The sequence below is a fragment of the Rhodococcus sp. OK519 genome, from assembly GCF_003051005.1.
Taxonomy (GTDB): Bacteria; Actinomycetota; Actinomycetes; order Mycobacteriales; family Mycobacteriaceae; genus Prescottella.
The window spans coordinates 303,877-322,584 of sequence record NZ_QAOW01000001.1 but is presented as its reverse complement, the minus strand read 5'-3'; the positions used below and the strand labels follow the sequence as shown (position 1 = coordinate 322,584).

Genomic DNA, 18,708 nt, shown 5'->3' with positions numbered 1-18,708 from the left:
GTCGGGTGGTGAGGCGAAGAGTGCCGACGGTGGTGGTGCGCGGACGGGCCGCGCACCACCACCGCTCACGCGTCAGGCCAGGCTGGGCGGCATCGCGTCGAGCAGGACGGTCTTGGCCTCGAGGTACGGCTGCAAGCCGTCGAGTCCGCCCTCACGTCCCATTCCGGACTGCTTGAATCCACCGAATGCGATACCGAAGTCGGTCTGGAAGCCGTTGTGCCCGACGGTGCCTGAACGCAACTGCCGGGACACCGCGAACGCCCGCTCGATGTCGTTCGTGAAGACCGACGCGTTGAGTCCGTAGATGGTGTCGTTCGCGATGTCGACGGCGTGGTTCTCGTCGTCGGCTGCGATGACGCTCACGACGGGGCCGAAGATCTCCTCGCGCGCGATGGTGGAGTCGTTGTCGACGTTGCCGAACACGGTCGGCTCGATGAAGAAGCCACGATCGAGGTGGGCTGGGCGACGACCGCCGGTCACGAGGCGGGCGCCTTCCTCGCAACCCTTCGCGATCAGGCCTTCGACCTTGTCGAGCTGGCGGGACATCGCGAGCGGGCCCATCTCGGTGTCGGCGTCGAACGGGTTGCCGACCCGGATCGCGGACATCGCGGCACCGAGAGCCTCGGCGAACTCGTCGTGGCGGTGCCTGCTGACGACGATGCGGGTGAGCGACGCGCACACCTGCCCGGTCATGATCCGCGCCGACTGCGCGATGGACTGCGCAGCGGTAGCGAGGTCGTAGTCGTCGAGGATGACGCCGGCCGACTTGCCGCCCAGTTCGAGCGTGCAGCGGGCGATGCGGTCACCGCACAGCGACGCGATACGGCGACCGGCCGCAGTGGAACCGGTGAAGGTGACCTTGTCGATGCCGGGGTTGCGCACGAGCAGTTCCGACACCTCCCGCTCGGCTGTGACGACGTTGACGACACCTGCGGGCAGTCCGCACGCCTCGACGATCTCGGCGAACAGGTACGCGGCGCCGGGCGCCTCCGGCGAGGCCTTGACGACGACGCTGCATCCCGCGATGAGGGCGGGGGCCACCTTGTTGGCGATCAGGCCGAGCGGGCTGTTCCACGGAATGATCGCGGCGACGACGCCCACGGGCTCGCGGACGATCAGGCCCACTCCCCTGCCGGAGCTGGGCTGGTGCTCCTCGACGAACTGGTAGCTGTCCGCAAGGCTCGCGTAGTAGTCGAAGACGTCGCCGGAGCCGGCCGAGGCATACGTCGACACAGCGGCGAGGATGCCCATCTCGCTGGTCCAGATGCGGCCCAGCTCGGCGCTGCGCTCACGGATTCCGGCGCCGATCGCCTTCAGATAGGGCGCGCGCTCGGCATGGGTCATGCGCGGCCACGGTCCGCGGTCGAAGGCGTCGCGGGCGGCATCGACGGCCCGCGACATGTCCTGCGCGTCGGCCTCGGCCACAGTGAGGAACACGTCCTCGGTGGCGGGGTTGACGACGTCGAATCGGGCCGTGGTCGACGGCTCGACCCATCGCCCACCGATGAACAACTTGCCGGGGTGCTGCACTGTCGCGGACGTCTCGTTCGCGTTGATCAGACCTGTCATCGAGAAATGGCTCCTTCGCGCCTCCAGCGCGCCCGCCCTGTGACGGGCGCCACTCTGGCTCGGACGCTAGACAGCCAGGTCGCGGAGAAGACCCTTCGGTCTCGATCAGTGGGATGGATCACAGTCTCGATCGCGGCCGCCGGACCGGAGAGGAAGTACCCCGAAAACAGTTCAGCCCCGACCTTTTTCAAGGTCGGGGCTGAATGTGTGGCAGATGTAGGATTCGAACCTACGTAGGCATAAGCCGACGGATTTACAGTCCGCTCCCATTGGCCGCTCGGGCAATCTGCCAGGCTGCGCCCAGAGTATCTTGCTCGCTCTGACGCGTATCGAAGAATACATCGAAGTCCCCCCAGATACGCAAACCGGGTGGATACGGGGGGTAGCTACCCGATAGCGTCAGGGCTACCCACCGCCGTCCGGGTGGGGTCTACCGCCAAGAATTCAGGAGTGTGCCGTGGCTGATTCGTCCTTCGATGTGGTGAGCAAGGTTGATCGTCAAGAGGTGGACAACGCTCTGCATCAGGCTGCGAAGGAGCTGGGCACCCGGTTCGACTTCCGTAACACCGGGGCGAGCATCGAGTGGTCCGGCGAGGAGACCATCACGCTGACCGCCGACACCGAAGAGCGGCTCACCGCCGCCCTCGACGTGTTCAAGGAGAAGCTGATCCGCCGCGACATCTCGCTCAAGGCGTTCGACGCCGGCGAGCCCGCGCAGTCCGGCAAGATCTACAAGCTCAGCGGAACCCTGGTCCAGGGCATCAGCAGCGAGAACGCCAAGAAGATCTCGAAGAAGATCCGTGACGAGGGCCCCAAGGGCGTCAAGGCCCAGATCCAGGGCGAGGAACTGCGCGTGAGCAGCAAGAAGCGTGACGACCTGCAGGCCATCATCGCGCTACTCAAGGGCGAGGACTTCGGCATCGCCCTGCAGTTCGTGAACTACCGGTAGTACCGACCGGGCCGCGCGTCCTCCGCAACCACGGACGGCGTGCGGCCCGCTGTCCGGCGCCGGGCTCACAACTCGCGATAACCAGGCGGGAGCCCACCATCGGATGGGCCACCACCGGCCATCTTCTCGAGACGGGCAATCCTGTCCGCCATCGGCGGGTGTGTCGCGAACATCTTGCTCATCCGGTCGCCGGCACGGAACGGGTTGGCGATCATCATGTGCGACTGCGCCGCGATCTTCGGCTCCGGCGGCAGCGGCGCGGCCTGCGTACCGCGTTCGAGCTTGCGCAGCGCCGACGCGAGCGCCAGCGGATCACCCGTCAACTCGGCCCCCGACTGGTCGGCCTGGTACTCCCGCGACCGGGACACCGCGAGCCTGACGACGGTTGCCGCGATCGGCCCCAGCAGCGAAACCAATAGCAGCGCAATCGGATTGGCATTCTGGCCACCGCGTCCACCGAACATGTTCGCGAAGAGCGCCATGTTCGCGAGGCCGGAGATGACGGCCGCCATCGCGCCCGCCACCGACGAGATCAGGATGTCGCGGTTGTAGACGTGCGACAGTTCGTGGCCGAGCACGGCGCGCAGTTCACGTTCGTCGAGGATGTCGAGGATGCCGCTGGTGCAGCACACCGCGGCGTGACGAGGGTTGCGTCCCGTCGCGAACGCGTTGGGCGCCGCCGTCGGGCTGATGTAGAGGCGCGGCATCGGCTGATGCGCGGCCGTCGCGAGTTCGCGGACGATCTTGTAGATGACCGGGGCCTGCACCTCGGTGATGGGCTGAGCGTGCATCGCACGCAGAGCGAGTTTGTCGCTGTTGAAGTACGCCCACGCGTTGGTGCCCACGGCCAGCAGGATCGAGAAGATCAGGATGGTCTGGTTCCGGAACAACGAGCCGATGAAGATGATCAGCGCCGACATCCCGACCAGCAGGCCGAACGTCTTGGCACCGTTTGCATAACCGTGCACGACTCGCCTCTTCCCTGTTCACCACCGCGGCGCCCGCGTGACTTCCTGACCTGACAACGAACCAGCCCGGGAACAAGGTTCCCGGGCTGGTTGGAAGGCTACTTCAGCGGCGCGTCATCCGACGCGTTCGACGGTGTACTCGACGAGTCGCACGAGCGCGTCGTTCGCGGGTCCCTGCGGCAGCTGTGCCAACTCGGCACGGGCCCGGTCGGCGTACTCGCCGAGCTTCGCCTTGGCCGCGGCCATACCCGGCGACCGGTCGAGCAGCGCGAGGGCCTCGGTGACGGCGTCGTCGTCGGTGACGGGGCCGTCGAGCAGGACCCGCAGCCGGTCGGCGTCGGCGCCGTCCCCCTGCAGCGCGTAGAGCACCGGCAGCGTGTGGACGCCCTCGCGCAGGTCGGTGCCGGGGGTCTTACCCGACTGCTCGGACGCCGACGAGATGTCGATGATGTCGTCGGCGATCTGGAAGGCGGTGCCGACGGCGTCGCCGAGGCGCTCGAGGCGCGCGATCTGGTCGGCGTCGGCGCCCGAGAACGTGCCGCCGAACCGTCCGCTGGCCGCGATGAGCGAGCCGGTCTTCTCCCACACGACCTTGAGGTAGTGCTCGACAGGATCCTGCGACTCCTTGGCGCCGATGGTCTCGCGCATCTGGCCGGTGACCAGCTCGGCGAACGTCTCCGCGATGATCCGGACGGCCTCGGGGCCGAGAGTCGACACCAGACGCGACGCGTGCGCGAACAGGTAGTCGCCGGCGAGGATCGCGATGCTGTTGCCCCAGCGCGCGTTCGCGCTGGGCGCACCGCGGCGCATCGCAGCCTCGTCCATGACGTCGTCGTGGTAGAGCGTCGCCAGGTGCACGAGTTCGACGACCGTGGCCGCGGTGACCACAGCCGGATCGGAGCCCTTCGGCCCCAGCTGAGCCGTCAGGACGGTGAACAGCGGGCGAAACCGCTTGCCGCCGGCCTTCGCGAGATGCAGCGCTGCCTCGGTGAGGAAATCCTCGCCGTCGGACAGTTCGCTGACGAGAAGCTCCTCGACGCGGACGAGCCCGTCGCGCACGATGTCCGCAAGCTGCTGGTCGCCGAGATCGACTCCGGCGACGACAGTGCTCGACCCGTCAGTGCTCACGATGTCAGTACTCATTCCTGTAGTCGGTGACGCCTCGGTAGGCCCGGGAAACGCAGAAACCACGGTAGTGAACCTAGCGTCAGCAATGCTCGCCACGACACCTGCCCTCACCGCGTTGCACTACTTCAGCCTGAGAAGATACTGGGGTGGTGGCCGAACATTTCCCGACCGCAGGGTCCAACGATGCCCCGAACCTCCCCGCCCGCACCGAAGTCTTGGTCGTCGGCGCAGGTCCGGCCGGGTCCGGGGCAGCGACGTGGGCGGCACGCGATGGACGAGACGTTCTGCTCGTGGATGCGGCCACGTTCCCCCGGGACAAGACGTGCGGCGACGGGCTGACTCCCCGCGCTGTCGCCGAACTCGACCATCTGGGCCTCGGTGACTGGGTTCGTGAGCGGACCGTCAATCGTGGTCTGCGACTGTCCGGATGGGGCCGCGAGCTGGAACTGCCGTGGCCCGGCGGTGCGCTGCCCGCCGTCGGGAGCGCGGTCCCCCGGACCGAACTCGACGACCGTCTGCGGCGCACGGCGACCGATGCCGGAGCCCGCATGGTGCAGGGCGTCAAGGCCGTCGGCGTCGAACGCGACGGCGACCGGGTGCGGGCGGTGATCGTGAAGACCGCGTCGGGTACCCACACCGTCGCCTGCGAGAAGCTGATCGTCGCCGACGGCGTCCGCTCGACGCTCGGCAAGCAACTCGGCCGGGAGTGGCATCGCGATACCGCCTACGGCGTCGCGGCCCGCGCGTACGCGACGTCCGGGCGCAGCGACGATCCGTGGATCACGTCGCACCTGGAACTGCGCGACGACGGCGGCATCCTGCAGCCCGGCTACGGCTGGGTGTTCCCGCTCGCGACCGGCGAGGTGAACATCGGTGTCGGCACCCTCGCGACCGCGAAGCGCCCGGCGCCCGGCGCGTTGCGCCCGCTGCTCGACCTGTACGTCGCACAGCGCCGTGCCGAATGGGAACTGGACGGCCACGTGCACTCGGTGGCGTCGGCGCTCCTCCCGATGGGCGGCGCCGTGTCGAACATCGCCGGACGCAACTGGGCGCTCATCGGCGACGCCGCAGCGTGTGTGAACCCGCTCAACGGCGAGGGCATCGACTACGGGCTCGAGGGCGGACGCCTGGTGGCGCGGGTGCTCGGCGACGCGGATCTGACCGACGTGTGGCCCGCGATCCTGCGCGACCGCTACGGCCGCGCGTTCTCGATCGCGCGCCGCCTGGCGGGGCTGCTGACCCTTTCGCGGTTCCTGCCGGCGTCGGGCCCGGTCGCGATGCGCTCGCGCGCACTGATGACCGTCGCAGTCCGGGTGATGGGCAACCTCGTCACCGACGAGGACGTCGACGCCGTCGCGCGTGCGTGGCGGACGACGGGCCGTGCGTCGATGCGACTGGACGAGCGGCCGCCGTTCAGCTGAGCCGGACTAGCGGGTCGCGCGATGCAGCGCGACGATGCCACCGGTGAGGTTGCGCCACTGCACGTTGCGCCACCCGGCCGCCTCGATGCGCTTGGCGAGCTGCTCCTGGGTGGGCCACGCGCGGATCGATTCGGCGAGGTAGATGTACGCGTCGGGGTTGCTGCTGACGGCGCGTGCGACCTGCGGGAGCGCCTTCATGAGGTACTCCATGTAGACCGTGCGGAACGGACCGAACACGGGGGTCGAGAACTCGCTGACGACGAGGCGTCCGCCCGGCTTGGTGACGCGGGCGATCTCGCGCAGACCCGCATCGAAGTCGGAGACGTTGCGCAGGCCGAACGAGATGGTGGCGGCGTCGAACACGGCGTCGCCGTACGGCAGGTGCATCGCGTCGCCGGCCACCATGGGCACGTTGCGACCGGCACCGGCCTGCAGCATCCCCTTGGAGAAGTCGGTGGCCACCACCCAGGCGCCGGAGCGGCCGAGTTCCACGGTGGAGACGCCGGTACCGGCCGCGAGGTCGAGGACCCGCTCCCCCGGCTCGAGGGCGAGCGCGGCCCGTGTGGCCTTGCGCCAGCTGCGGTCCTGCCCGAAGGAGAGCACCGTGTTCGTCAGGTCGTATCGCTTGGCGACGCCGTCGAACATCGACGCGACCTCGTGCGGCTTCTTGTCGAGAGAGGCCCGCGATCCCTGTGTATCTGCCACGGCGTCAGACGCTACCAACCTGCTCACGCGTCGATGTCCACCGCGGGGCCGTCGGGCCTCTCGTCGACGGCGGGCCGGCGGCCGATCGTGCGGGCCTTGGTGCGCGCCCACGGCATCAGCATCACGACAACGGCGATCGTGACGGACGAACCGACGACGGCTCCGGCGAGCACGTCGTGCGGGTAGTGCACACCCTGCAGGATGCGGGCGAGACCGATGAGGACGGCCGAACCGATCACGAGGCCGCGCTGCAGCGACGACAGCATCCGCTCGGTCGCGAGCACGATCGCCGTCGCGAGGCCGACCGCGATGACGGTGTGGTTGCTCGGGAACGACCAGTCGCCCGCGGCCGGGCAGTCCGCGAGGGCGAGTTCGACGCGGCACGGCCGCTCCTCGCTGACGAGGACCTTGACGACCTCGCTGAGCCCGTACGCGACGACGACACCGAAGCCGCCCATCAGCAGGTCTCCGAGGTACGGCGAGCGGGTGCGCCACATCTGCGCGGCGAGCACCGCGAACAGGGCGACGAGTGCGAGCAGGCCCGCGTCGGCGATCAGGCCCACGCCGGGAAGGTCGGACGTGTGCGGAACGATCGCGCGATAGATCGCCGCACTGACATCCTTCAGCAGATACAGGGCCACCACGACGACTGCCGCCGCGATGAGCATCATCCCGGCCCGCTCCGAACTTCTTCGCATTCGGTCGAGGATAGAAACCCTTCCTGAGTGAACTTCTCAGGAACTCCCGGAACCGACCCTGCGGCGCAGCACCAGCAGCACCGGAAGCGCCAGGAACCACGTCACGACGATCACGGATCCGGCGGGCACGATCGCGACGCTCGCGTCCCTACCTGCGACGCGGACGAGGTCGGGTTCATTGCGCGCGTACTCGACGTCGATGCGCTGACCCGCCGTGAGGTTCGTCGGGTAGAGCACACCCAGCTTGGGATTGTGGGTGACGCCGTCGGGCGTCACGAAGCTGACAGCCGACCGCAGCGAACCGGCGGACAGGACCTCCGCGGTGGCAGTGCCCATGTCCGACTCGATGGTCCGGTCGTTGCGCCACGCCGCGAGGACCAGCAGGACCGCGAGCACCGAGATGCCGGTGGCCACGACGACGACCGCCACCGCCGCGCGGCGTGCGACGCGCGGGCTCACAGCTGGGCCCGCACCGCGGCGTGCAACTCGCGCAGACCCGACCGCTCGGTGGCGACCTCGAGAACCCGGATGCCCTCGCCAGGCGTCCCCAGGGCGGCTGTCAGCTCGGTCACGTCGACCCGGCGATGCGGAACGCGGTAGGCGGCACAGAGCGCGGCGAGATCCATGCCGTGTGGGGTCCCGAAGACCCGCTCGAACACGCCCGCGTACTGCGGGTCGCCCTGCTCGAGGAGTTCGAAGATGCCGCCGCCGTCGTCGTTCGCCACGACGATCGTCAGATCGGCCGGGCGCGGTTCGCCGGTGCCGATGAGCAGGCCCGAGGCGTCGTGCAGGAACGTCAGGTCGCCGAGGAGGGCGACGGTGCGACCCGGAGACTCCGCCGTCTCGTACGCGAGCGCGGCGCCGACCGCGGTCGAGACGGTGCCGTCGATACCGGCGACACCGCGGTTGGAGAGCACCGTCACGCCCGGTCGCGGGTAGCTCACGAGCGCGGCGTCACGCACCGGGTTGGACGCCCCGAGTACCAGCTGGTCGCCGTCGGACAGCGCATCCATGATCGTCGCGGCGACATGCAGTCCGGTGGACTCGGGGTGCGCGTCGAGCTGCGAACGGACGGCCTTGTCGGCGTGTTCGGACAGGTGTCGGCAACGCGCGATCCATGCCGGATCCGGCTCCCCGGTCACGACGGCCCGGGTACCGGTCGCGAGGACGTTGCCCGAGACGTCGGGCCAGCGCGGGCCCGTCGTGAGCGCGTACACCGCGACCGACGGATCGGCCAGCAGCTTCGAGACCGGGCGGTGCAGCGTGGGCCGGCCGGTGATGATGGCCTGGCGCGGCTTGAGTTGCGGAAGCGCGAGCGGGTGCAGCGGGATGCCGTGCTGCGGGGCGGTGGGCTCGGCGACCGTCGGCAGGTTCGCCAGCTCCGGCCGGTAGGCCGAGCCGTGTCCCGAGACGACGACGGTGTCGGAGGTGATGTCGAGCTCCATCGGGACGTCGAGCGTCGCATGCGCCGTCGTGGTCCACGCGCCACCGCCGGGGCGGCCCTCGGGAACCAGCCCCCGGGCTCGGACGTCCGGGACCAGCGGCTCGCGCAGCGGAATGTCGAAGTGGACGGGTCCGGCGTTGCCGGAGCGGGTGCCCCGGGCGGCGGCGAGGACACGGCACACCGCGCTGCGCCACTGGCTGTTCTGCTCGTCGAAGCGGATACCCCGCAGAGACTCGTCGCCGGCTTCCTCGGCGAGGCCCAGGCTGATCGCGGCCCGCACCTGGCTGCCGAACAGCCCGAACTGCTCGACGGTCTGGTTGGCGCCGGTGCCGAGCATCTCGTAGGGCCGGTTGGCGCTGAGCACGATCAACGGGATGCGCGCGTAATTGGCTTCGAGCACGGCGGGGCCGAGGTTGGCGACGGCGGTACCCGACGTCATGACGACCGGAACGGGCTGTCGGCTCGCGACCGCGAGACCGATCGCCAGGAATCCGGCGGTGCGCTCGTCGATCCGCATGTGCAGACGCAGCCGTCCCGCGGCGTCGGCGGCCTGCAGCGCGAACGCCAGCGGTGCGTTGCGCGAACCCGGACAGAGCACGACCTCACGGACCCCGCCGCGGATCAGTTCGTCGACGACGGCGGTGGCTTGTGCAGTGGACGGATTCACGCTTCCAGATTGGCAGATGCGGCGGTCGACGCGCCGCGAGGGGCCGGTGCCACGATGGTCTGATGATGCGTACCGTGTTCGATCCCGCCGAGATGGGTCCGGGCAACTTCTACCCGGTGCTGACCGCTTCGGTGGTGCCACGGCCGATCGCCTGGGTGTCGACGGTGTCGGCCGACGGGGTGCCGAATCTGGCGCCCTACAGCTTCTTCACGGTGTCGAGCGCGAATCCGCCCGTCGTGCAGTTCACGTCGGTCACCCGCAAGGACAGCCTGCGCAACATCGAGGCGACCGGCGAGTTCGTGGTCAATCTCGCGACCGAGTCGATGATCGACCAGGTCAACACCAGTTCGGCGCCGTACGAGCCGGGCGCCGACGAGTTCGCCGCCCTCGGCATCGCGGCCGAACCGAGCGAGCGGGTGCGGCCCCCGCGGGTCGCCGACTCCCCCGTCGCGGTCGAGTGCCGACTGCGGCAGGTGATCGAGGTCGGTGACTCGTTCGTCGTGATGGGCGACGTTCTGGCGGTGGCGGTGCGACCTGACGTACTGGCCGACGACGGTCTGCCCGCGTTCGCCGCGATCGCGCCGCTGAGCAGGCTCGGACGCGACGAGTGGGGACTGACCCCACCGGTCCGGCGGATCACGCGCCCCGGCCGACCTGGCTGACCACCCGCCGACACTCCGCATTAGGGTTGGCTAACTGCAACCCGATCTCGCGGACGGAAATGCCATGGCCAAACGCCCCAAGTTCGTCAAGCCCGAACATCGCGACATCATTTCCGCCCACGTGCTGGGCAGCAAACAGATCAGCCCCAGCTTCGTGCGGGTCACGATCGGCGGCGACGACCTGCGCGGGTTCACCCCGATGGGCTTCGACCACTGGTTCCGGATGTTCCTCCCCGATCAGGGTGTGAGCGGGTTCCGGTTGCCCACGTCGGCCGGCAACCTCTGGTACGCGCAGTTCAAGCTGATCCCGAAGGACGTCCGCCCGGTGCTGCGCAACTACACGGTGCGCGAATTCCGTCCCACCGGAGGCGTTTTCGGCGACGGACCGGAACTCGACATCGACTTCGCGTCGCACGGCGACCTCGGTCCGGCGTCGGCGTGGGCGAATTCGTGTGCACCCGGAGATCCACTGGGACTGCTCGACGAGGGCCTGATCTACAACCCCACCCCCGGTGGCCGCTGGCACCTGCTCGTCGGCGACGAGAGCGCGCTGCCCGCGATCGTCGGCATCCTCCGCTCGGTCGATCCCGCGCTGCAGGTGCGCTCGTACATCGAGATCCCGCACGCCGACGACCGGCAGGACGTCCCGGTGAGCGACAACATCGAGGTGCAGTGGCTGGTGCGCGACGATGCGTCGGCGAAGCCCGGCGAACTGGCGCTCGCGGCGGTGACGGCCGCCGATCTGCCGGACGGCCCGTCGTACACGTTCGTCGCCGGCGAGAGCGACCTCGCGACCGGGGTGCGCCGCCATCTCGTGAACGACCGCCACGTGCCGAAGGGCGACATCGCATTCACCGGATACTGGCGGCACGGGCACGCCGCGTACTGACGGCCCCCGAACGACAGTGAGCCCGCCCGGAACACCGGGCGGGCTCACTGCTGTGTGCGACTAGCCCGCGTGCTTCTGCACCAGATCGCCCAGGCGCGGAAGGGCCTCGACCACGTGCTTCTTCGCCGACGGGCGCAGAGACGAGTAGACCTTCTTGATGGCGCCCTTGTCGGAGCCCGCGATCCGCTCGTCGGTGACACCCAGCAGGGCGTCGGCCGCGGCGTCGCTGCGCGCGGTCAGGAACGCCGAGAAGCTGCCCTCACCACTCGCGGCGAATTCCTGCCAGAACGGCTCGAGCCGCGCGACGAACGCCGGCAGCAGACCCTCGATGGCGTCCGACACGATCGACGGTCCGACCTTCTTGACGGCGCCGTAGCCGCCCTTGAGCGCCAGTCCGGACGCACCCTTCTTGTCCGAGACCTCCGCGTCGACGAGCGCCTTGACGTCCGCGAGGACCGCGGGCTTCCGTGCATCGTCCAGCAGGGCGTCGTTCAGTGCTGCAACCACTTCTTGCCTCCGTATCGACTGGTCCGTATCTGACCGGGCACGAGACTATACGAGGTCGGTATCGCCGCTGGTCGCGAGCATTTGGTGACAACGACGCAGCCTTTCGAGCCACCAGTCGGCACGCTCGGGCGATGCGGCGAGAGTCGCGAGCCGATCCGGATCGGGTGTGACGGGACTGGCGTCCAGCGTGCCGCCCGACATCTCCCGCGGCTGCGCGACGTCGGCGGCGAACAGGCCCCCGGTACCGAGTCCGCACGCGTGCTGCAGATTCGGCAGTGCCGCGGCCGCCGCGAGTCCGGCGCCCATCCCGACGGCGGTGTCGAGTGCGCTGGACACCACGACGGGCACGCCGTGGCCGGCGAGTTCGTCGGCGAGCGCGAGCAGTCGTCGCATCCCGCCGAGCGGTGGCACCTTGACCACGGCGATGTCGGCGCCGCCCGCGCGCACCACCTTCAGCGGGTCCTCGGCACGGCGGATGCTCTCGTCGGCCGCGATCGGCACCCCCGGCCGACCCAGTCGGTCCATCGCCGCTGTCAGGCGGCGGCGGACCTCGACGAGTTCGGGCACCGTCGCGCACGGCTGTTCGGCGTACTCGAGGGGGCCGTCCGCGGTCAGCGCGGTGAGCGCCGCGACGGCGTCGTCGACGGACCAGCCACCGTTGGCGTCCACCCGCACGTTCGGAATGACCTCGCGCACGGCGTTCACCCGGGCGACGTCGTCGGCGAGACTCTGGCCCTTCTCGGCGACCTTCACCTTCGCGGTGCGGGCGCCGGGGAAGCGGGCCAAGATGTCGGGCACCTGGTCGGGCCCGATCGCCGGGACCGTCGCATTGATCGGCACACGGTCCCGCAGCGGCGTCGGCGGACCGACCCACGCGGCCTCGACACCGGCGCGTAGCCAGTGCGCCGCCTCGGCGTCGTCGTACTCGGGGAACGGCGCGAATTCGCCCCACCCGGCCGGACCCTCGAGCAGCAGCGCCTCGCGAGTGGTGATGCCGCGGAAGCGAACCCGCATCGGCAGGCTCACCACTCGGGCCCCGGCCAGGACGTCGGCGAGTGGCGGGAGAGTCACGGCTGACCCGGCAACAGCTGAACCATCAACGCCTCGCAATCGGCGAGCACGTTGCCGTCGAGGTCCCGCAACTCGGCCGTGCAGAAAATCTTCCGGCCCTCGACGCGGTCGACGCGCCCTTCCACCACCAGTTCGGTCTCGATGGGGGTGACCTTGCGGTAGTTGACGTGCAGGTACCCGGTGCGGGCGATGGGATGGCCGGACGCGTGGACGATCATGCCGAGCATGTCGTCGAACAACAGCGCGATGGTGCCGCCGTGCGCGGCGCTGTTGCCACCGCGGTGATAGAGCCGGAACACCCCGCGCGCACGGACGCCGTCGGCATCGACCTTGTCGAACTGCCACGGCAGCAACAGCAGACTGCCACGACCGGGCAACTGCGAGTTGAAGCCGGCCGGAGACTTGCCCTCCGGGACCCGGTACCGATCGAGCAGGTCGGCCAGTGCTCCGGCCTGCTCGATGGCCTGCTGCGCAACATCGTCGGGCAGGTGCGTCGACACCGCGAGATCCTGGAGCCTCCGGAACGACTCGACGAACTCCGCGTAGTTCGGACCAGGCTTCACCGGAACGAATACCGGGAATCCGCCGTGGTGCTCGTGGACGTCGTCGCCGGACCGCACTCCGGACTGCACTGACTCACTCATGCCTGCACGTTATCGCCGGGATGGGCCGGTTCGGGTGCGAGGCACTCCCCGACACACCGGCAGCCGGGGCATATCCTTCGGTCCGTGACCTTCAACCCGCAGCTCTGGCGTCCCGTCCCCGGATTCGAGGACCTCACCGACATCACGTACCACCGTCATGTCACCGAGGGCATCGTCCGTATCGCGTTCGATCGGCCCGAGGTCCGAAATGCGTTCCGCCCGCACACCGTCGACGAGCTGTACCGCACACTCGACCACGCGCGCATGACGTCCGACGTGGGCTGCGTGCTGCTCACCGGCAACGGTCCCAGCGAGAAGGACGGCGGCTGGGCGTTCTGCTCGGGCGGCGATCAGCGCATCCGCGGCCGCAGCGGCTACCAATACGCGTCCGGGGAGACGGCCGAGTCGGTCGACCCGGCCCGCGCGGGCCGCCTGCACATCCTCGAGGTGCAGCGCCTGATCCGGTTCATGCCGAAGGTCGTCATCGCCCTTGTCAACGGCTGGGCTGCGGGCGGCGGGCACAGCCTGCACGTCGTGTGCGACCTGACGCTCGCCTCCCGCGAGCACGCCCGCTTCAAGCAGACCGACGCCGACGTGGGCAGCTTCGACGGCGGTTACGGCAGCGCGTACCTCGCGAAGATGGTGGGCCAGAAGTTCGCTCGCGAGATCTTCTTCCTCGGCGACACCTACACCGCCGAGGACATGCACCAGATGGGCGCGGTCAACAAGGTCGTCGATCACGACGAACTCGAGAACGTCGCGATCGAGTGGGGCACCAAGATCAACGGCAAGTCGCCGCAGGCGCAGCGCATGCTCAAGTACGCGTTCAACCTGCAGGACGACGGCCTGGTGGGCCAGCAGTTGTTCGCCGGTGAGGCCACCCGCCTGGCGTACATGACCGACGAGGCCGTCGAGGGCCGGGACTCCTTCCTGCAGAAGCGCGACCCGGACTGGTCGCCGTACCCCTGGTACTACTGAGCCGTCCCGAGCCCCTGCCGCTCCGCTTCTCGTCGTGCCGCGTCCCCGATCGGGGACGCGGCACGTCCGTTTTCGGAGCGGCGTGGCGCCCGTGTGACGTGAGTCACCGGGAGCATCATGGCGCCCATGTCGTCGTCGATCCGCCTCGCCGATACGACCAGCCAGTCCACCGCACCCACCCCGCCGGATGTCGTCCCGGCCCGGTCCGGCACGTTCCGTCCCGACATCGAGGGCCTGCGTGCGGTCGCAGTGCTGGCCGTCGTGCTGTTCCACGCGGGTGTACCCGGCATCCGCGGCGGGTTCGTCGGCGTCGACGTGTTCTTCGTCGTCTCCGGGTTCCTCATCACCGGGTTGCTGTGGCGGGACGTGACCGCCACCGGCACCGTCCGGGTGGCCCGGTTCTACGGCGCCCGCGCCCGACGACTACTACCCGCCGGGACGCTGGTGCTGGTCGTCACCGCGATCGGTTCGGCGCTGATCCTGCCGCCGCTGCAGGCGCGAGACGCCCTCCGCGACGGGATCGCCGGCGCGTTGTACGTCGGCAACTATCGGTTCGCCTCGCACGGCACCGACTACCTGGCCGCGGACGCTCCCCCGTCGCCCTTCCAGCACTACTGGTCCCTCGGCGTGGAGGAGCAGTTCTACCTGCTGTGGCCGGCGCTCATCATCGGGACGGCGTGGCTCGTCCGGCGCCGCTCCGGGGACCGCTCGCCGTCTGTGGTGCCGTACCTGGTGGTGCTGGCGACGGTGGCCGTCGCATCGTTCGCGGTGTCGCTGACGTGGACGGACACGCTGCCGCCGTGGGCGTTCTTCACGCTCCCGTCGCGCGCGTGGGAACTGGCGATCGGCGGGCTGGTCGCACTCTCGGTCCCGTTGTGGCGCCTGCTCCCGCGACTCGCCGCGGCCGGCGCGGGGTGGACGGGCCTGACGCTGATCGTGTTCGCCGCGGTGCGACTGGGTGAGACGACGCCCTACCCCGGGACGGCCGCGCTGTTGCCGGTGGCGGGGACCGCGCTCGTCATCGGTGCCGGCTGCGCGGCAGCCGGATCCGGTTGCGGCCGTGTGCTGTCCCTGCCCCCGGTGCGCGCGATCGGGCGCCTGTCGTACTCGTGGTACCTGTGGCACTGGCCGCTGCTGATCCTCGTGCCCGTCGCCGTCGGCCACAGCCTGGGGCCGGTCGGCAGCCTGACGACGGTCGCGGTGTCCGCCGGACTGGCAGTGCTGACCCTGAAGCTGGTGGAGAACCCCGTCCGATTCGCCACCCCTTTCCGCGGTTCGGCCGCGCGGAGTCTCGCTCTCGGTGGCGCCGTGACCGCAGCCGGAGTGTGCGTGTGTCTGGTGCTGCTGATGCTGCGCCCGGCGCCGGTCGGCCACGGAGAGGCGGCGGCGGCGCTGGCGGTCTCCGCGCCGACGGTGGACACCGTTGCCACCGCGGATCCCGACGACGTCGCGGTCGACCAACTGACCGCACAGGTGCAGGCGGCGGTGGCCGCCTCTGCCGGCCTGGGCGCGGTGCCGTCGAACCTGTCCCCGCCGCTCGCCGAGGCCCCGGCGAGCAAACCGGAGGTGTTCCTCGACGGCTGCGTGCGCTCGTGGCTCGAGGTGGGGCAGGACGAATGCGCGTCGGGCGACACCGCCTCGCGCACGTCGGCGGTGCTCGTGGGGGATTCGCACGCCGCGATGTGGAGTCCGGCGTTCGAACCGATCGCCGAGCAACGGCACTGGCGACTCGAGACCCTCGGCAAGGTCACCTGTCCCCTGCTGGACCTGCCTCTGACCAGCCCGTACCTGGGCCGCGGGTACACCGAGTGCGAACAGTGGCGCGGAGATGTCGTCGCCCGCCTGCAGGCCGAGCGTCCGCGGCTGATCGTGCTGAGCATGTCCCGCCGCTACGGTGGCGATTTCGGATTCACGACATACGGTCCGGAATGGCTCGATGCCCTCACCCGGATGGTCGCCGGGCTACGGGTCACCGGTGCCGACGTGCTGGTTCTCGGGCCGGTGCCGGATCCGCATTCGACGGTTCCGACGTGTCTGTCCGCCCACCTCGACGACGCGACGGCCTGCACGCCGACACGCGCGGCCGCGATGAACGCGTCCGGCGTCGCCGCCGAGGCCGCGGCGACCGCGGCGGGCGGCGGCCGGTATGCCGACCTCACAGATCTGTTCTGCACGGCCGAGCTGTGCCCCGTCATCGTCGGCAACGGCCTGGTGTTCCGCGACGACAACCACCTCACGGTCGAACACGCCGAAGCGCTCTCCCCGGTGATCGGCGCGCTCGCCGACCGTGCCCTCGGCGACGGCTGAGGCCCCGACGGATACACCGATTCCCCTTGGGTGCGCACGCGATCGGGTGTGCAATGGACAGGTGAGCACCGAGGTCGAGTTCGACGTCGACGGCGTGCGCCTGTCCGGGGCACTGACCGACCCTGTCGGTCCGCTGCCCGCAGTCGTGTTCGTGCACGGCAGCGGCAGCGGCCGGTTCAGTCCGCGCAACCGGATGGTCGCCGAACTCCTGCAGGATGTCGGCCTCGGCACATTGCTGTTCGACCTGCTCGCCCCGCAGGAGGAGGGCGACCGCAGGCTGGTGTTCGACATCCCGCTGCTGTCGTGCCGACTGCTCGAGGTCACCGCGAAACTGCGCGAGCGCACGTCGTCGATCGCGTACTTCGGCGCGAGCACCGGCGCGGCCGCAGCCCTGCACGCCGCCGCCGAACGGGGCAACGACATCTGCGCGATCGTGTCCCGCGGCGGCCGCCCCGACCTCACCGGTTCACGCCTGTCGATGGTCCAGGCGCCGACGCTGCTTCTGGTCGGATCCCTCGACACCGAGGTGATCGAACTGAACCGGCAGGCCGCGAAACTGCTCGAGTGCGACCACGAGTTGGAGATCGTGCCCGGCGCCACGCACCTGTTCTCCGAACCCGGCACCCTCGACGTCGTCGCCGAACGCGCCCGCGAATGGTTCGTCGCGCACGCGTCCGGATCGTGACTGCCCCGCGACGGAGTCCACGCCGGAGCGGACCGGACGGCACACTGGTACCCATGACCGTCGACCGCGAGCAACCCGAACCCGAACACCGCCGCCCCGAAGGCGTCACGGATGCCACCGTCGAAGCCGTCGGCAAACTGTCCGAAGCCCTCGAAACGGTCGAGCAGGCCCGCGGCCACCTGTACGCGTTTCACCAGTTGATGGGCCGGGCCGATCTGCAGCTCGGCGACGCAGTCGAGAAGTTGACCGCGTCCGGGCATCCGGCGGCCGCGGATCGGTTGCAGACAGCGATGGTGGGGCGCAACGTCGTCGAGGGACGTTGGACCTTCCAGGTCGTCGAGGAGTTCGATGACGGCTACTGGTCCGAGCTACGTGAGCACGAGAAGGCCGTGCGCGGAGTGCTGCTCGACGGACGACGGCACCTGTTCGAGGCCGAGATGAAGGAAGCGCGGCGGACCCGGGGTCGGGCCGGGCACGAGGCCCGCCCCGCCCCAGAACAGTGACAGCTGGACAAGTGACAGCTGGACAAGCGACAGCTGGACAAGCGACAGCTGGACAAGCGACGCCGACCGCGCGCGAGACGAGAGGAACGAACGTGGAGATACTCAGCAGCAGAACGATTCTGCGTCCCAGGGACTACGAGGTGACGCTGGCGTTCTATCGTGACGTGCTGGGATTGGCCATCGCCCGCGAGTACCCGGGCGGCACGGTGTTCTTCGCCGGGCAGGGCCTGATCGAGGTGAGCGCGCACGGCGGCACGGATCTGGAAACGCGATTTGCGGGTGCACTGTGGCTGCAGGTGCGGGACCTGACCGCCGCCCAGGAGGAACTGGTCCGGGCCGAGGTGCCCATCGTGCGCGACGCACGGCTGGAGCCGTGGGGCCTGCACGAGATGTGGATCGCCGACCCCGACGACATCCCGATCGTCCTGGTGCAGATCCCCGAGGATCATCCGATCCGCCGCGACCTGCGCTGAGATCCCGCGACCCCGAAACGCCGGAAGCCGGGCCCGACTCCCCCCTCCCCCGAGGAGGTGTCGGACCCGGCAGCACCGGTGTCGACTACTTCGACAGCGCAGCCGCGATCTGATCGGCCTGCGCCTGGCCCTCGTGCAGCTGGCGCAGCAGCCACAGCCGCAGGATCCTGGCGATCGCGCCCGCCAGGTAAAGGGCGGCACCGATCACGGTCAACGCGAGGAACGCGGTGGCCAGGATCTGGTACGACGCGATGTTGCGCAGGTCGCTCTGCGTCAGCGACGAGATGTAGACGATGAATGCTGCGACGACACCGACGGCCATGAGCGCCAGGCCGGCGATACGCGCGGCACCGTCGCCACGGGACTGGCCGGTCTTGAGCTTGAGGTCGTCGACGTCGGACTTGAACTGGGCGCGACGCTCATCTGCGAGAGTGGTCATC

20 protein-coding genes and 1 tRNA gene are annotated in these 18,708 nt (G+C 69.6%); 9 read left to right on the top strand and 12 right to left on the bottom strand.

Features of this window, described 5'->3' with window-relative positions:
- Positions 1-72: 72 nt before the first annotated feature.
- Positions 73-1,569 carry an aldehyde dehydrogenase gene (locus C8K36_RS01660; RefSeq protein ID WP_107982714.1) on the bottom strand — a complete coding sequence of 499 codons (1,497 nt, stop codon included), beginning with the start codon at positions 1,567-1,569 and terminating at the stop codon, positions 73-75.
- A 208-nt stretch (positions 1,570-1,777) separates the two neighbouring features.
- A tRNA-Tyr gene (locus C8K36_RS01655) sits at positions 1,778-1,860 on the bottom strand.
- Positions 1,861-2,026: 166 nt separating this feature from the next.
- Here C8K36_RS01655 and C8K36_RS01650 point away from each other — a divergent pair.
- Positions 2,027-2,518, top strand: coding sequence for a YajQ family cyclic di-GMP-binding protein (locus tag C8K36_RS01650; RefSeq protein ID WP_107982713.1), 492 nt, complete (start codon positions 2,027-2,029; stop codon positions 2,516-2,518).
- A gap of 65 nt (positions 2,519-2,583) precedes the next feature.
- On the opposite strand, the gene htpX is transcribed toward C8K36_RS01650, so the two are convergent.
- Together htpX and C8K36_RS01640 are read right to left on the bottom strand one after the other, a co-directional pair.
- Entirely contained in the window at positions 2,584-3,486 is a 903-nt protein-coding gene (htpX, locus tag C8K36_RS01645) for a zinc metalloprotease HtpX (protein WP_107982712.1), read from the bottom strand.
- A gap of 114 nt (positions 3,487-3,600) precedes the next feature.
- Positions 3,601-4,629 (bottom strand): polyprenyl synthetase family protein, encoded by a 1,029-nt coding sequence (locus C8K36_RS01640; protein ID WP_107982711.1) that lies wholly within the window; start codon positions 4,627-4,629, stop codon positions 3,601-3,603.
- 131 nt (positions 4,630-4,760) lie between these two features.
- Between C8K36_RS01640 and C8K36_RS01635 the strand changes: the two genes are divergently transcribed.
- A complete protein-coding gene (locus C8K36_RS01635) occupies positions 4,761-6,035 on the top strand; it encodes a geranylgeranyl reductase family protein (protein WP_181319315.1) in 1,275 nt (424 codons plus the stop codon).
- Between the two features lie 6 nt (positions 6,036-6,041).
- Here the strand turns inward: C8K36_RS01635 and C8K36_RS01630 are convergent, their stop codons facing one another.
- From C8K36_RS01630 to menD, 4 genes are read right to left on the bottom strand one after another with little or no spacing between them, the layout of a single operon-like run.
- The gene (locus C8K36_RS01630) at positions 6,042-6,740 is read right to left on the bottom strand and encodes a demethylmenaquinone methyltransferase (RefSeq protein ID WP_107982710.1); all 699 of its coding nucleotides are present in this window, start codon (positions 6,738-6,740) and stop codon (positions 6,042-6,044) included.
- 23 nt (positions 6,741-6,763) lie between these two features.
- On the bottom strand, positions 6,764-7,438 hold the full coding sequence (locus C8K36_RS01625; protein ID WP_258194601.1) for a phosphatase PAP2 family protein: 675 nt from the start codon (positions 7,436-7,438) through the stop codon (positions 6,764-6,766).
- Between the two features lie 36 nt (positions 7,439-7,474).
- Positions 7,475-7,897, bottom strand: coding sequence for a DUF3592 domain-containing protein (locus C8K36_RS01620; protein ID WP_107982708.1), 423 nt, complete (start codon positions 7,895-7,897; stop codon positions 7,475-7,477).
- Complete coding sequence (gene menD, locus C8K36_RS01615; protein ID WP_107982707.1) at positions 7,894-9,549, bottom strand: 2-succinyl-5-enolpyruvyl-6-hydroxy-3-cyclohexene-1-carboxylic-acid synthase; 1,656 nt, start codon at positions 9,547-9,549, stop codon at positions 7,894-7,896. Before menD ends, C8K36_RS01620 begins: the two co-directional genes overlap by 4 nt.
- Positions 9,550-9,614: 65 nt before the next feature.
- Here menD and C8K36_RS01610 point away from each other — a divergent pair, with 65 nt between their 5' ends.
- Both C8K36_RS01610 and C8K36_RS01605 read left to right on the top strand, forming a co-directional pair.
- The gene (locus C8K36_RS01610; protein WP_107983686.1) at positions 9,615-10,211 is read left to right on the top strand and encodes a flavin reductase family protein; all 597 of its coding nucleotides are present in this window, start codon (positions 9,615-9,617) and stop codon (positions 10,209-10,211) included.
- A 64-nt stretch (positions 10,212-10,275) separates the two neighbouring features.
- Complete coding sequence (locus C8K36_RS01605) at positions 10,276-11,100, top strand: siderophore-interacting protein (RefSeq protein WP_107982706.1); 825 nt, start codon at positions 10,276-10,278, stop codon at positions 11,098-11,100.
- Between the two features lie 60 nt (positions 11,101-11,160).
- Here C8K36_RS01605 and C8K36_RS01600 read toward each other — a convergent pair whose 3' ends face one another.
- From C8K36_RS01600 to C8K36_RS01590, 3 genes are read right to left on the bottom strand one after another with little or no spacing between them, the layout of a single operon-like run.
- Positions 11,161-11,607 (bottom strand): DUF6918 family protein, encoded by a 447-nt coding sequence (locus C8K36_RS01600; protein ID WP_107982705.1) that lies wholly within the window; start codon positions 11,605-11,607, stop codon positions 11,161-11,163.
- Positions 11,608-11,652: 45 nt separating this feature from the next.
- The gene (locus C8K36_RS01595; protein WP_107982704.1) at positions 11,653-12,678 is read right to left on the bottom strand and encodes an o-succinylbenzoate synthase; all 1,026 of its coding nucleotides are present in this window, start codon (positions 12,676-12,678) and stop codon (positions 11,653-11,655) included.
- Positions 12,675-13,322: a PaaI family thioesterase gene (locus tag C8K36_RS01590; protein WP_107982703.1), complete on the bottom strand. Its 648-nt coding sequence runs from the start codon at positions 13,320-13,322 to the stop codon at positions 12,675-12,677. The genes C8K36_RS01595 and C8K36_RS01590 overlap by 4 nt, the downstream gene beginning before the upstream one ends.
- An 84-nt stretch (positions 13,323-13,406) precedes the next feature.
- Between C8K36_RS01590 and C8K36_RS01585 the strand changes: the two genes are divergently transcribed.
- The 5 genes from C8K36_RS01585 (at position 13,407) to C8K36_RS01565 (ending at position 18,268) form a co-directional block, all read left to right on the top strand.
- On the top strand, positions 13,407-14,300 hold the full coding sequence (locus C8K36_RS01585; protein WP_107982702.1) for a 1,4-dihydroxy-2-naphthoyl-CoA synthase: 894 nt from the start codon (positions 13,407-13,409) through the stop codon (positions 14,298-14,300).
- Positions 14,301-14,417: 117 nt separating this feature from the next.
- Positions 14,418-16,607, top strand: coding sequence for an acyltransferase family protein (locus C8K36_RS01580; protein WP_107982701.1), 2,190 nt, complete (start codon positions 14,418-14,420; stop codon positions 16,605-16,607).
- 61 nt (positions 16,608-16,668) lie between these two features.
- Positions 16,669-17,292, top strand: a complete 624-nt coding sequence (locus C8K36_RS01575) for a dienelactone hydrolase family protein (protein ID WP_107983685.1) — start codon at positions 16,669-16,671, stop codon at positions 17,290-17,292.
- A gap of 53 nt (positions 17,293-17,345) precedes the next feature.
- Positions 17,346-17,795, top strand: a complete 450-nt coding sequence (locus tag C8K36_RS01570; protein WP_107982700.1) for a hypothetical protein — start codon at positions 17,346-17,348, stop codon at positions 17,793-17,795.
- Positions 17,796-17,887: 92 nt separating this feature from the next.
- Positions 17,888-18,268, top strand: coding sequence for a VOC family protein (locus tag C8K36_RS01565; protein ID WP_107982699.1), 381 nt, complete (start codon positions 17,888-17,890; stop codon positions 18,266-18,268).
- Positions 18,269-18,353: 85 nt separating this feature from the next.
- Here C8K36_RS01565 and C8K36_RS01560 read toward each other — a convergent pair whose 3' ends face one another.
- On the bottom strand, positions 18,354-18,707 hold the full coding sequence (locus C8K36_RS01560) for a hypothetical protein (protein WP_107983684.1): 354 nt from the start codon (positions 18,705-18,707) through the stop codon (positions 18,354-18,356).
- Position 18,708: the final 1 nt, after the last annotated feature.

Bases quoted from the DNA above. Each gene is read 5' to 3' on its own strand.
- C8K36_RS01570 (WP_107982700.1), top strand. From the start codon at position 17,346: ATGACCGTCGACCGCGAGCAACCCGAACCCGAACACCGCCGCCCCGAA.
- C8K36_RS01590 (WP_107982703.1), bottom strand. From the start codon at position 13,322: ATGAGTGAGTCAGTGCAGTCCGGAGTGCGGTCCGGCGACGACGTCCAC.
- C8K36_RS01640 (WP_107982711.1), bottom strand. From the start codon at position 4,629: ATGAGTACTGACATCGTGAGCACTGACGGGTCGAGCACTGTCGTCGCC.
- C8K36_RS01610 (WP_107983686.1), top strand. From the start codon at position 9,615: ATGCGTACCGTGTTCGATCCCGCCGAGATGGGTCCGGGCAACTTCTAC.
- C8K36_RS01560 (WP_107983684.1), bottom strand. From the start codon at position 18,707: ATGACCACTCTCGCAGATGAGCGTCGCGCCCAGTTCAAGTCCGACGTC.
- C8K36_RS01660 (WP_107982714.1), bottom strand. From the start codon at position 1,569: ATGACAGGTCTGATCAACGCGAACGAGACGTCCGCGACAGTGCAGCAC.
- C8K36_RS01625 (WP_258194601.1), bottom strand. From the start codon at position 7,438: ATGCGAAGAAGTTCGGAGCGGGCCGGGATGATGCTCATCGCGGCGGCA.
- C8K36_RS01580 (WP_107982701.1), top strand. From the start codon at position 14,418: ATGGCGCCCATGTCGTCGTCGATCCGCCTCGCCGATACGACCAGCCAG.
- C8K36_RS01605 (WP_107982706.1), top strand. From the start codon at position 10,276: ATGGCCAAACGCCCCAAGTTCGTCAAGCCCGAACATCGCGACATCATT.